We start from the raw sequence: 12,405 nt of genomic DNA, 5'->3' as shown, positions 1-12,405 counted from the left end.
GGCTCAGGGGAGCCGTCGTAGCGGGGAGCCCGCGAGGTAGGCCTGGATGTTCTCCACGGTCTGGCCGTAGTACGTCGTGTAGTTGGCCTGGGAGACGTAGCCGAGGTGGGGTGTGGCCAGGAGGCGGGGCGCGGTGCGCATCGGGTGGCCGGCGGGCAGCGGCTCGATGTCGAAGACGTCGACACCGGCGCCGGCGATCCGGCCCTCGTGCAGCGCGGCCAGTAGCGCGTCCTGGTCGACGATGGCCGCGCGGGAGGTGTTGACCAGATAGGCGGTCGGCTTCATCAGGGCGAGTTCGGCGGCGCCGACGAGGCCGCGGGTGCGGTCACCGAGGGCCAGGTGAACGGAGACGAAGTCGCTGCCGGAGAGCAGTTCCTCCTTCGAGCCGGCCAGTTCCACACCCACCTCCTCGGCCCGCTCCTCGGTGAGGTTCCGGCTCCACGCGCAGACCCGCATCCCGAAGGCGAGGCCGACCCGCGCCACCCGGCTGCCGATCCTGCCCAGCCCGAGCAGCCCCAGCCGGCGGCCGTGCAGATCGGCGCCGACGGTCGACTGCCAGGGGCCGCCCGCGCGCAGGGCGTTGTTCTCCTGGACGATGCCCCGGGCGAGACCGAGCAGCAGCGCCCAGGTCAGCTCGACCGGCGGGGTGCCCGAACTCTGCGTGCCGCACACGGTGACGCCGTGCGCCTCGGCGGCGGCGTAGTCGATGACGCTGTTGCGCATCCCGGAGGCGATGAGCAGTTTCAGCCGGGGGAGGCGGGAGATCAGGGAGCCGGGGAAGGGGACGTGTTCGCGCAGGGTGACGACGATGTCGTAGTCGGCGAGGGCCGCGGCGAGGGCGTCCTCGTCGTGGAGGTGCTCGCGCAGCGCGACGACCTCCACCCGGCCTTCGAGCACCGACCAGTCGGCGGCCTCGGTGGCCACCCCCTGGAAGTCGTCCAGCACCACACAACGAAGCCGCACGGCGTGTCCTCCCCTGTGTCCTGGAAGCGACTCTACCCACCCGTGAACTCGCCACCGCAGGCGCGGCGTTCGGCGCCCAAGCGGGCGTCCGGCGCCAACAACGTTGTTACGGAGGCTTGTTGGCGCCCGAACAGTGGCACGTTTCACTGAAGTGAGGGATCCTGGTAAGGCCCCTGCTGACCAGCGGAAAAGGGGGACCCATGGAAGAGGCGCGTCCGCAGCGGACGGTGTTCGCCGTCGAGGTGCAGCGCGGAGGCGCCGACGACTGGTGCACGCAGGCCGTCACTCCGACCTGGTTCTACGGGTACCACGCCGCCGACGCCGCCGTGCAGGCCTTCGACCGCTACATGGCCCACCACCGGCAGACCGTGGCCGCCCTGGTCGCTCCGGACGCCCCCGGCCTGCGGATCCTCGTCCGGGTGCAGGGAACCGGCGGCCGGCCCGCGGTGTTCACCCTGCACAGCGTCCTGGAACACAAGGTGCGCAGGGACGCCGGCCGCCGTCGCGAGGCCCTGGGCCGCCTGGAGGAGGCGACGGAGGCACTCCAGTCCTCACTGCGCGACGCAGCGGTAGGCGGCGTCCGTCAGTCGGACCTGGCCCGCATCTCCGGCTGGAGCAGGGAGACACTGCGGAAGCTGAACCGGGGGGAGAGACCCGAGGAGGCCGGCCGGCAGTCGTAGGGCACGGGTTCTGGCGAACGTAGGGCACGGGCCGGCGGCCGTAGGGAGCCGGCCGGCAGGCGTAGGGCGCCGGGCGCCACTCATGGCGGGCCGGCGGGCTGAAAGAGTGGCCCCATGCTGCTCGAACCCGAGAACACGTTGTTCGTCCGCGGTGCCACGCCCGTGCTTCTGCTGGCGGGAGCACCCGTCCACGCCGCCCTGCCGCCGCTGACCGCGCCCGACTTGGCGATACCCCGGTGCGAGGGCTGGAGCATCGTGCCCCGGCTCACCCTGTGTGTGGTGGACGGCCCCGGCGACCACGGAGTCCTCGTCCCCGCCCTCGCCGCGCCGGTGGCCGGCGGCTCCGATGACGGCACGGCACCGGGCCACATGGCCGACTGGTGCGACGACACCGAGCGGGCCGGCGGCGCGGTGGTGCTGTCCCTGGACCGGCTCCCGCAGACCCTCGACTGGCCCGCCCTGCTCTCCTCTGACACGACTCGGGGCGGCTTCGTACCGGTCCTGGACTGACCGTCGCCCGCCAGGGGCGCGTCCCCTGGCCGCCGACGACGGTCCAGGTGTCGCAGCCGGCGAGCAGGGCGGCGAGGTCGCTCTTGCCGCGTTGTTCGACGGCGGTGTCGAGCTGGTCGGCCATGAGGGTGTCGTAGACGGGCCCGTGTTCCGGTACGTCCGTTCCGGCGGGCAGGCATCGGGCGGGCCGGTGGTCGCCCGGTGGTGCGCCGGGCGACCGGGCCGAGCGGCCGGGCCGGGCGCGGCGGCTCAGGTGTTGGCGCCGCGGGCCGTCACCGGCCAGCGGTCGACGACCTCGCCGTGCTGGACGACCAGCAGTTCGTCGGCGAGATTGACCGGCGTGCAGACGTGGGAGGGGACGACGGCGACCGTGGACCCCAGAGCCGGCCCGCGCACCCCGGCCGGCAGCCGGACCACGGCGTGGTGTTCCCACAGCGAGGTGATCGTCGCCTCGGGGAACGCGGGAAGCAGGCCACGGCCCCGCACCCATGGGGACCGGTCCGAGCCGAGCACCTTGCTCCCGACGTCCAGCACGAAGCGGTCCGGGGCGGGAACGCTGATCACCGTGGCGACGGCGGCCAGCGCGAGGTCCCCGGCCGCGCAGGTGCCGATGGCGAGTTGCGTGGCGTCGTTGAAGACGTAGACACCGGGCCGCAGCTCGTTCACGGTGCCGGGCCGCCACCGGCCCACGGTCGGGGTCGATCCGCCACTGAGCACACCGGCCTCGAGTCCGGCGTCGCGCAGCGCCTCGGCGGCCTCGCCCAGCGCCCGCTCCTCGTCCCGGGCGGCTCGCTCGCGTGCCTCGGGGGCATGACCGTAACCGTGCCCGGGGAACGTGAAGGCGCCGACGACGCGCAGGCCCGCCTCCGCGGCCGCCTGCCCCACCTCCCCGGCGGCCTGCGGCGGTACCCCGGTCCGGCGGGCGCCGCTGTCGACCTCGACGAGCGCCTCGACCGGTCGTGCGCCGCCCCGCACGGCATCCCCGAGCCGCCGCGCGCCCGCCACCGAATCGACGCCCACTCTCAGGGCGACGCCGTCCGCCAGCCGGCGCAGCCGCTGTGCCTTACCGGCGTCGGGCCATACAGGAGAGGCTATGAACAAGTCGTCCACGCCGGCCCGGGCGAATGCCTCGGCCTCGCTGATCGTGGCCACGGAGAGCCCACGGGCACCGGACCGCAGCTGGAGGCGGGCGATGTGCGCGCATTTGTGGCTCTTGGCATGCGGGCGCAGGGTGAATCCCCCTGCCCGGGAAGCCTCGGCCATGCGCGTGACGTTCCCGGTCATGACGTCCAGGTCCACCACGAGCGCCGGTGTGGCCAATCCCTCGGGCAGCTGTGTCGCCATGTCTTGCTCCTCCTGCCGATCGTGATCAAACGATCATGACAGGAGCGGCCTGACCAGGACTGTCGCCCCCCGGCTCCTCGAGCCGCACCGGAGCCCGGGGCAATGATCAGTGGCGCCCCCGGCAGGACTCGAACCTGCGGCCAAGCGCTTAGAAGGCGCCTGCTCTATCCACTGAGCTACGGGGGCCGGGTGGGGTGGCCTCGTGCCTGGTGGCCTGGTGGGGGCCGATCCGTGACGTTGCCGGGGTCAAGGATAGGGCTCCCGGTTCCTTGACCCTGTCGCTTCCCCTCCGTGGCTCGATGTGGAGGTTCGGTGAAGCGGTCCTGATAATCGCAGGCAGGTGCGAATCGTGCATCGCTTTTGGCGCCTGACGCCCCGGGTGTTGTGCACTCGTTATGCCTGGACTGTGCCAGTGTCCCACTCGTCCTTTCCGTCCGTTGTGTTCTGTCGGCGCGCAGACATGTCCATATGCTTCAGAATTCCCCTAAAATTGGGCATTCTTCGCATGTGGTGACCTTGGACGTACGGCCTCAGCTGCTCGACACACTCTCCGCTCTGCGCGACCGTGTCGCCGCCGCACGCTTTCCGCTGCCCCTGGCCGGGGCCCCACGCGCGCGTGCCAACCGCGACGAACTCCTCGCGCAGCTCGACGACTACCTCGTCCCCCGATTGCGGCACCCCGAGGCGCCGTTGCTCGCCGTCGTCGGCGGCTCCACCGGCGCGGGGAAATCCACCCTGGTCAACTCCCTCGTCGGCCGACGGGTGAGCGAGGCGGGCGTGCTCCGGCCGACCACCCGGACACCGGTCCTCGTCTGCCATCCGGAGGACCATCACTGGTTCAGCGGCATGCGCGTGCTCCCCGCCCTCACCCGCGTATGGGACCCCGACCGGGACCTGGCCGAGGAGTTCCCGCCCACCGACGACGAGCACGCGCGCGTGCTGCGCGTGGAGACGGCCGACACCCTCCCGCGCGGCCTCGCCCTCCTCGACGCCCCCGATGTCGACTCCCTGATCGCGGACAACCGCGTCCTCGCCGCGCAACTCATCTGCGCCGCCGACATCTGGATCATGGTCACCACGGCCGCCCGCTACGCCGACGCCGTCCCCTGGCACCTGCTGCGCACCGCCAAGGAGTACGACGCGACCCTCGTCACCGTCCTGGACCGGGTGCCCCACCAGGTCGTCTCCGAGGTCTCCCGGCAGTACGGCGCCCTGCTGGCCAAGGCCGGACTGGGCGAGGTACCCCGCTTCACCGTGCCCGAGCTGCCGGAGTCCGCCTGGGGCGCCGGACTGCTGCCCGCCACCGCCGTCGCGCCCCTGAAGAGCTGGCTCACCCACCACGCCCAGGACCCCGCCGCCCGCCAGCACATCATGGCCCGGACCGCCTACGGACTGCTCGACTCGCTGAAGTCCCGCATGCCCGAGCTGGCCGGCGCCGCCGCGGCCCAGTACGCGGCGGCCCTCCGGCTCACCTCCGCCGTGGACGCCGCCTACGACAGCGAGCACGCGCGCGTGCGCAGCCGCCTGCAGTCCGGCGCCGTACTCGCCGGCGACGCCCTCAAGCGCTGGCGCGCCTTCCCCCTGGACTGCACCGCCGCCGAACTCCTCGACGCCCTCGTGGAGAGCCTGGCCGCCCTGCTGCTGTGCGCCGTCACCGCCGCCGACGAGCGCGTGGACGACGCCTGGCGGCGCGAGCCCGCCGCCCGCGCCCCCGAGCTGACCGCCCGCGACACCTCCCTGGAGAGCGCCGAGCACCGCATCGGGCTCGCGGCCCGGCGCTGGCGGCGCGAGCTGGAGGAGTACGCCGAGGACGAGGTACGGGTCCTGGAGCGCACCGGCGCCCCCGACCCCGAGGTCGTCGCCGCCCTCGTCGCCACGGCGGTGCTGGGCGGGCGCCGGGCGCGCACCGCCGGCGAGGGGCTCGCCGAGCGGCTCGGCGCCCACGGCGTCCTGCGGCTGCGCGACCGGGCCGGACGGCTGCTCACCGAGCACGTGGACCGCGTCATGCACACCGAACGCGAACGGCGCCTCGCCCCGCTCGACGCCCTGGACGTCCACCCCGAGCCCCAGGCCGAACTCATCGCCGCGCTGTCCGTACTGCAGAAGGAGAGGTGACCGGTGACCGCCGTCACTGACCAGGACCACACGGAGCACACCGACCACATGAGGCGCACCGACAGCGGCAGCGGCGACACCGGGTCCCTGGAACACGTCGGCCGCGCGGGCACGGGCGCCCTGGACGGCACCGAACGCGCCGGCGGCCTCGCACACGCGCGCCCGAGCCTGGTGAAGGAGGGCCCCGGGGACGACGGCCCCGGCCCCGGTGGCCGCTACGAGGGGCGGGGTGAGGACGCCACGGACGACGGGAACGGCGGCGGACACGAGGGAGGGGGCGTCGGGGACAGCGCCGGTGTCCTGCACGCGCGCGTGCCGGACGGGACCGTCGAGGGCGGCCCGGACACCGGCCGGGAGCGTCCCGCGCGCCTACGCGACGAGAACACCGACCGCGACCAGGGGTACGGCCAGGGCACCGACCGCGACCACGGCCGTGACACCGAGCGGGACCGTGACCGTAGCACCGGCCGCGACCGCCGGGACCGTGACCGTAGTACAGGCCGCGAGGACGGCCGCGACCGCGAGCGCGACGGCCACGCCGAGGAGGACGGCGAGCGTCACGCCGTACAGGACCGGGACCGGCGCGGTGTCCAGGACCATGACCGTCACGGTGCACGGGACCACGACCGGTACGGCACCCAGGATCACGACCGGTACGGCGCCCAGGACCGTGACCGGCGCGGTGAAGCCGGTGGCAACGGTGACCGGGACCGTGCCGCGCGCGGGCGCGCGGCCGAGCAGGGCGTCTCGGTGCCCCGCCCCCACCCGCACCCCGCCCGCTCCCCGAAGCCCCGCCCCGCAACGGACGCCACGCCCCCCAAGACGACCGCCGCGCCCGGCGCCACCAGCCCCGCCCCCGCCACGGACGGCGAAGCCGGTACCTCCCAGGAGACCTGGGACGACGGCCTCATCGCCCGCCGCGTCACCGGGTCCGCCTCCGCCGCCCTCGCCGCCGAGCGCGCTTCCGCCGGGGAGCAGCCGCACCGCGGGCCGGGCGCGCAGGTCCCGGTCCCACTGGCGTACGACGGCCCGCTGCGCTCCCGGCTGAACGCCCTGCGCGAGCTCGTAGGACTGTCCCGTACCCGGCTGGACAGCCGCACGCTCGCCGAGGCGGGCCGGGTCCTGAACGAGGCCGCCGCACGCCGCAAGCTCTCCGGCCGGCACACCGTCGTCGCCCTGGCCGGCGCGACCGGCAGCGGCAAGTCCCAGCTGTTCAACTCGCTCGCCGGGGTGGCCATCTCGGAGACCGGCGTACGCCGCCCGACCACCGCCGCGCCCATCGCGTGCAGCTGGAGCGACGGCGCGGCGACCCTCATCGACCGGCTGGGCATCCCGGGCCGGCTCCGCCGCCGCCCCATGCACAGCCCGGACAACGACGGGCAACTGCGCGGACTGGTCCTGGTCGACCTGCCCGACCACGACTCTGCCGCCGTACAGCACCGCGAACAGGTCGACCGCATCCTGAAGCTGGTCGACGCGGTCATCTGGGTGGTCGACCCCGAGAAGTACGCCGACGCCATGCTGCACGAACGGTATCTGCGGCCGATGGCCGGCCACGCGGAGGTCATGTTCATCGTCCTCAACCAGGTGGACCGGCTGCCCGGGGACGCCGCCGACCAGGTTCTGGACGACCTGCGGCGGCTGCTGGACGAGGACGGCATCGCGCTCGGCGAACACGGCGAACCGGGCGCCACCGTCCTCGCGCTGTCCGCGCTCACCGGCGAGGGGGTCGGCGATCTCCGCGAGGCGCTCGGCCAGTTCGTGGCGGAACGCGGCGCGCCGGCCCGCCGGGTCGCGGCCGACCTGGACGCCGCCGCGGCCGGACTGCGGCCCGTGTACGCCACCGGGCGGCGGGTCGGTCTCACCGAGGAGGCCCGTGAGGAGTTCGCCGCGCGGCTCGCGGACGCGGTGGGCGCCACCGCGGCGGGCGAGGCCGCCGAACGCGCCTGGCTGCGCAACGCCAACCGGGCCTGCGGCACGCCCTGGCTTCGGCTGTGGCGCTGGTACCAGGGCCGCGGCGAGGCCACGACGGGCCGTCACGCGGTCCGCGGCCAGGCAGACGAGGAGGCCACGGCCCGCCAGCGGGTGGAACAGGCGGTCCGTACGGTCGCCGACCGGGCCTCGGCCGGGCTGCCCGCGCCGTGGGCGCAGGCGGTGCGCGAGGCGGCCGTACGCGGCTCCCAAGGGCTGTCCGAGGCGCTGGACGCGCTGTCGGCGCGGGCCGGGCTGCCGCCGGGCCGCCCGCCCCGGCCGGGCTGGTGGCCGGTGGCGGTACTGGTGCAGGCGGCGATGACCCTGCTGCAGATCGTGGGCGGCGGGTGGCTCGTGGGGCAGATCGCCGGGCTGATGGCGCCCAACCTGGGCGTTCCGGTGCTGTTGATGGTGTGCGGGATCGTCGGCGGGCCGCTGGTGGAGTGGGGGTGCCGGATGGCGGCCCGGGGGCCCGCGCGGCGCTATGGCCAGGAGGCGGAACGGCGGTTGCGGGAGGCGGCGGCGGGCTGCGGCCGGGCCCGGGTGCTCGATCCGGTGGCGGCGGAGCTGCTGCGGTACCGGGAGGTGCGGGAACAGTACGGGAGGGTCGCCCGGAGCAGGACCGGGGTGGTGTGAGCGGGCCTGGGGGACGGGGGCGAATGGTGAGGCTGGTGATGGCCTCGCTGGGGTCGGCGGCCTCCCGTGGTGTCCGTGGCGTCGGTGGTGGGGCTGGCGGGGTTGGCCGGATCGGTGGGGTTGTTGGGAGGGGGCGGGGTTCACCCGCGCGGGTGACGGAGTTATCCACAGGCGGGCGGCCGTCCACAGCGCTCAGCGGGCCCGGCCCGGCGGAGGCAGTCTGAGGCCACGGCGATCGCACGGCGGGTCCGGCCGCACAGGCGGCGGACGGCGCGAGCGGTCGGCGGGAGGTGCGGGCGCGTACGGCAGTCGTACGCGCCGGCACGGCAGACGCAGCCGTACGGGACGGGCCCGTACGTGTGTCCGCCCGGCCGGAAGAGCGCGGGCGGGGGAGGGGAGCGAGACATGAACGAGACCATCGTCTGTGTGGTGGGCAACGTGGCGACCCAGCCGGTCTACCGGGAGTCGGCGGCGGGTCCGTCGGCCCGGTTCCGGCTGGCGGTGACCGCGCGGTACTGGGACCGGGAGAAGGGTGCCTGGACCGACGGGCACACCAACTTCTTCACGGTATGGGCCAACCGGCAGCTCGCGGTGAACGTGGCGGCGTGCGTGGAGGTGGGCCAGCCGGTCGTCGTCCAGGGCCGGCTGAAGGTCCGCACGGAGACACGGGAGGGACAGCAGCCGTGGGCCTCCGCCGACATCGACGCCGTGACGATCGGCCACGACCTGGCCCGCGGTACGGCGCTCTTCCAGCGCGCGGCCAGGCCCGACGCCCCGGCCGCGGCGGCCCGCCCGGAACCGAACTGGGAGACACCGAGCCGTACGGACACCCAGAACGACCCGACGGATCAACAGGCGCCACAGCCAGTCCCGGTGACGTGACGTCACACACGGCAGATGACGTGGCGTCAGCCATGAAGCGGGTGGATTTGTCGATAAGGCCAGCTCATGGACGGTCCCGGCGATAACGATTACAGATCGGATCGGCCATCCGATCATCCGACCGGCAAGTTGGGCTCCGAGTGATCCATAGGATGCCGGGCGTGCCCCTAGGGGCTGCCGATTTCTGCTGGTGGGACCGTCCCCCACGTCCAACGGGTCCTGCTCGAAGGGGAATTCTGTGCTTGCTGCGCTCTCTGGGCTGTGCCGGTCCACCGGAACGGCACGCCTGGCCGCCGCCACGACGGTGTCCGGCCTCGTGGCGGCCGGCGTGCTGTCCGGTGCCGGTACGGCGGTGGCCGACGAGACACCGCGGACCGAGGGCGGGGCGACGGCCACGAACAACGGTCTGAAGACCTACGGCGAGGCCGTCATCCACGGCGACGGCGGCGACCAGCGCATCCCGGCGGGCCTGTTCGAGATGTCCGTGGACGGCGGCGGCACCCTCCAGACGTACTGCGTCGACCTGCACAACCCGACCCAGCGGGACGCCAGATACCAGGAGACACCCTGGAGCGGCACCTCGCTGGGCACCAACAAGAACGCGGGCCGGATCGGCTGGATCCTGCAGCACTCCTACCCCCAGGTCAACGACCTCGCCGCACTGGCCCGCAAGGCGGGCGCACCCGGGCTGACCGAGCAGGACGCGGCGGCCGGCACCCAGGTGGCCATCTGGCGCTACTCCGACGGCGCCGACGTCGACGCCCTCGACCCACAGGCCGAGAAGCTCGCCGACTACCTGGAGAAGAGCGCCCGCGGCGTCGGTGAGCCGAAGGCCTCGCTCACCCTGGACCCGCCCGCCGTCTCCGGCCGGCCGGGCGACCGGCTCGGCCCGGTCACCGTGCACACCAACGCGAGCGCGGTCACGGTGAGCCCGCCGGCGGACGCGGCCACCGGCGGGGTGCGGATCACCGACAAGGACGGCAAGGTGATCACCTCGGCGAAGGACGGCACCCGGCTGTACTTCGACGTCCCCGAGGACGAGTCCGGGGAGGCCGCCCACACCGCCGGCAGCGCGGCCGGCACGGCCGAGTTGACCGTGCAGGCGTCCACGACCGTGCCGGTGGGACGGGCCTTCGCCTCCGAGAGCCGCAGCCAGACCCAGATCCTGGCCGGCTCCAGCGAGTCCACCGTCTCCGCGACCGCGACGGCCGGCTGGGCCGCCGACGGCCCGATCCCGGCGGTGTCGGCCCGCGAGAACTGCGCCAAGGGCGGGGTGGACATCACCACGGTCAACAACGGCGACGAGCCGTTCACCTTCCAGCTGATGGGCGCCGGCCACACGATCCCCGCGGGCGCCACCCGCACGGTGACCGTGCCGCTCCAGGAAGACCAGGCCTACGACTTCACGATCACCGGCCCCCATGGCTTCAGCCACCGCTTCACCGGCGTCCTGGACTGCAAGACCCGGGGAGCGGTCACGACACAGACGGCGGCCCGGCTTCCCAACGAGCCCAGCCCGGCCTCGGTCGGCGGCCGCGCCTTGGACACCACCGACCTGGCCGAGACCGGCGCCTCCGCCCTCACCCCCCTGATCACCGGCGTGGCCATAGGCCTGGTCGTGATCGGTGGCGCGGTCCTGGTCATCCTGCGCCGCAAGGACACGACACCGGACGCGTGAGCGCGCCGGACGGGACGGCGGGCGGAGAGACGGCCGCCGTGAGCCCGGCGACCGGACTCACGGTGAACGGAATCCGGCGGCCGGACTCACGGTGAACGGAATCCGGCGGCCGGACTCACGGTGAACGGAATCCGGCGGCCGGACTCACGGTGAACGGAATCCGGCGGCCGGACTCACGGTGAACGGAATCCGGCGGCCGGACTCACGGTGAACGGAATCCGGCGGCCGGACTCACGGTGAACGGAATCCGGCGGCCGGACTCATGGCGAACGGAATCCGGCGCTCCTCTCAGCAGCCGATCGGTGCCGAGCCGACGGCCACGTCGTCGAACCACAGGGTGTCGTCGCCGTTGCCGTAGCTCTCCCAGCCGAGCCGGAGGGCGGTGGGTCGGGGCGGGGTGGTGCGGGAGAGCCATTGCTGGTCGATGTCCTGGGTCGGTACACCGTCGGCGTGCAGGCCGGGGATCTGCTGGTCGCCCAGCCAGGTGTCCAGCTTGGGTGCGGAGGTGTCGATGGCGAACCGCAGGCACTGCCAACTGCCCGTCGGCAGCGGCTTGCTCAGCGCCACACCGGCCGGGCTCTGCGCGGGAAGCGTGGCGTCGTCGCTCTCCCGGTTCCACTGCAGAGCGCCGTTCTGACCGCCGACCCTGAGCGCCCGGCCGCCCTGGGAACTGTCCGGCATGGAGACGAAGGTGACGTGGGAGGAGGGGAGCGCGGTGGTGTGCCGTACCCACATACGGACGTACAGCACCGGGCCGACCGTCGACAGGTCGGTGGTGGCGGCCACGAAGGCGTGGTTGCAGTAGCCGGCCCGGCCGTCCACCCGGAGGGACTTGGTGCCGCTGTGTGCCACGGCCGTGTCGACGGTGGCCGTGCCCGTGCCCTGGCAGTCGGGCGCGGTGAACCGCCAGTCGCCGGACGGGGAGGTCCCGGCCTGGTTCTCGAAGTCGCTGCACAGGGCGGCGCCGCCGCAGTCGGCCGGTGGCTGGGTGGGGGACGGGGTGCCCGGAGTGGTCGGCGGTGTGGTCGGCGGCTCGGTGGCGTCACCGCCGCAGGAGACGCCGTTGAGACTGAAGTCGGTGGGCGCCGGATCGGCGGACTGCCAGGTGCCCTGCACACCGAAGTCGGCGGCGCCACCGCTGGGCAGGGCGGCGTTCCAGTCCGTGCCGACGGCGGTCACGGAGCGCCCGGTCTGGGTGACGGTGGCGTTCCAGGCGGAGGTGATGCGCTGGTCGCCGCCGTAGGTCCAGGTCAGTCGCCAGGCGCTGAGCGCGGGACCGAGGTTGGTGACGCGGACCTGGGCGGTGTAGCCGCCGGACCACTCGTTGACGGTGTAGTCGACCCGGCATCCGGCGGCGGCTCCGGCGCCGACGCCACTGGCGGGCGCCGCGACCAGGAGGGACACCGCCAGCCCGAGCACGGCCACGACCGCCGTCCAGGGCGTGCGCACCCATCGGGGGCACTGGGTGGGCAGTTGGGGCATGTGGGTCTCCTGGGGGTGGGGAGGGCGAGGGGGCGGGGGAGGGGGAGGGGGAGGGGGAGGGGGGAGCCCCCAGAGAGGACTCCCCCCCCGAGGGAGCCCCCAGAGCGGTTGGGAGCGCTCCCATTCGGATGGGCGCGACCCGGG

At 73.9% G+C, this 12,405-nt stretch carries 9 protein-coding genes, 1 tRNA gene and 1 pseudogene; 6 read left to right on the top strand and 5 right to left on the bottom strand.

Going from position 1 to position 12,405, the window contains the following annotated elements; all coding sequences use genetic code 11:
• Window positions 1-3: 3 nt before the first annotated feature.
• Window positions 4-963 carry a D-2-hydroxyacid dehydrogenase family protein gene (locus HB370_RS15105; protein WP_030782125.1) on the bottom strand — a complete coding sequence of 320 codons (960 nt, stop codon included), beginning with the start codon at window positions 961-963 and terminating at the stop codon, window positions 4-6.
• 200 nt (window positions 964-1,163) lie between these two features.
• Here HB370_RS15105 and HB370_RS15100 point away from each other — a divergent pair, with 200 nt between their 5' ends.
• Window positions 1,164-1,643, top strand: a complete 480-nt coding sequence (locus HB370_RS15100; RefSeq protein ID WP_030782123.1) for a hypothetical protein — start codon at window positions 1,164-1,166, stop codon at window positions 1,641-1,643.
• 114 nt (window positions 1,644-1,757) lie between these two features.
• Complete coding sequence (locus HB370_RS15095; RefSeq protein WP_030782121.1) at window positions 1,758-2,153, top strand: hypothetical protein; 396 nt, start codon at window positions 1,758-1,760, stop codon at window positions 2,151-2,153.
• Window positions 2,154-2,184: 31 nt separating this feature from the next.
• Here HB370_RS15095 and HB370_RS41915 read toward each other — a convergent pair.
• The 3 genes and pseudogenes from HB370_RS41915 to HB370_RS15085 all read right to left on the bottom strand — a co-directional run.
• Window positions 2,185-2,295 (bottom strand): annotated as a pseudogene (locus HB370_RS41915) (2-oxoacid:ferredoxin oxidoreductase subunit beta); the annotation flags it as partial.
• A gap of 107 nt (window positions 2,296-2,402) precedes the next feature.
• Window positions 2,403-3,497 (bottom strand): alanine racemase, encoded by a 1,095-nt coding sequence (locus HB370_RS15090; RefSeq protein ID WP_030782119.1) that lies wholly within the window; start codon window positions 3,495-3,497, stop codon window positions 2,403-2,405.
• A gap of 110 nt (window positions 3,498-3,607) precedes the next feature.
• Window positions 3,608-3,683: transfer RNA gene (locus HB370_RS15085), tRNA-Arg, on the bottom strand.
• Window positions 3,684-4,004: 321 nt separating this feature from the next.
• Here HB370_RS15085 and HB370_RS15080 point away from each other — a divergent pair.
• The 4 genes from HB370_RS15080 to HB370_RS15065 all read left to right on the top strand — a co-directional run bounded on the left by HB370_RS15080 (window position 4,005) and on the right by HB370_RS15065 (window position 10,779).
• The gene (locus HB370_RS15080; protein WP_030782117.1) at window positions 4,005-5,612 is read left to right on the top strand and encodes a dynamin family protein; all 1,608 of its coding nucleotides are present in this window, start codon (window positions 4,005-4,007) and stop codon (window positions 5,610-5,612) included.
• A 3-nt stretch (window positions 5,613-5,615) separates the two neighbouring features.
• A complete protein-coding gene (locus HB370_RS15075) occupies window positions 5,616-8,219 on the top strand; it encodes a GTPase (protein WP_037701551.1) in 2,604 nt (867 codons plus the stop codon).
• A gap of 405 nt (window positions 8,220-8,624) precedes the next feature.
• Complete coding sequence (locus HB370_RS15070; protein ID WP_030782113.1) at window positions 8,625-9,101, top strand: single-stranded DNA-binding protein; 477 nt, start codon at window positions 8,625-8,627, stop codon at window positions 9,099-9,101.
• Between the two features lie 238 nt (window positions 9,102-9,339).
• The gene (locus tag HB370_RS15065; RefSeq protein WP_244405528.1) at window positions 9,340-10,779 is read left to right on the top strand and encodes a Cys-Gln thioester bond-forming surface protein; all 1,440 of its coding nucleotides are present in this window, start codon (window positions 9,340-9,342) and stop codon (window positions 10,777-10,779) included.
• A 288-nt stretch (window positions 10,780-11,067) separates the two neighbouring features.
• Here the strand turns inward: HB370_RS15065 and HB370_RS15060 are convergent, their stop codons facing one another.
• Entirely contained in the window at window positions 11,068-12,261 is a 1,194-nt protein-coding gene (locus HB370_RS15060; RefSeq protein ID WP_030782107.1) for a cellulose-binding domain-containing protein, read from the bottom strand.
• Window positions 12,262-12,405 lie beyond the last annotated feature (144 nt).

Origin of the sequence: Streptomyces sp. DSM 40868, assembly GCF_011820545.1 — a bacterium.
Lineage (GTDB): Bacteria > Actinomycetota > Actinomycetes > Streptomycetales > Streptomycetaceae > Streptomyces > Streptomyces eurythermus.
Note: the sequence above shows the minus strand (reverse complement) of the source record. Positions and strands in the feature narration are given on the sequence as shown.

Bases quoted from the DNA above. Each gene is read 5' to 3' on its own strand.
- HB370_RS15095 (WP_030782121.1), top strand. From the start codon at position 1,758: ATGCTGCTCGAACCCGAGAACACGTTGTTCGTCCGCGGTGCCACGCCC.
- HB370_RS15100 (WP_030782123.1), top strand. From the start codon at position 1,164: ATGGAAGAGGCGCGTCCGCAGCGGACGGTGTTCGCCGTCGAGGTGCAG.
- HB370_RS15060 (WP_030782107.1), bottom strand. From the start codon at position 12,261: ATGCCCCAACTGCCCACCCAGTGCCCCCGATGGGTGCGCACGCCCTGG.
- HB370_RS15070 (WP_030782113.1), top strand. From the start codon at position 8,625: ATGAACGAGACCATCGTCTGTGTGGTGGGCAACGTGGCGACCCAGCCG.
- HB370_RS15090 (WP_030782119.1), bottom strand. From the start codon at position 3,497: ATGGCGACACAGCTGCCCGAGGGATTGGCCACACCGGCGCTCGTGGTG.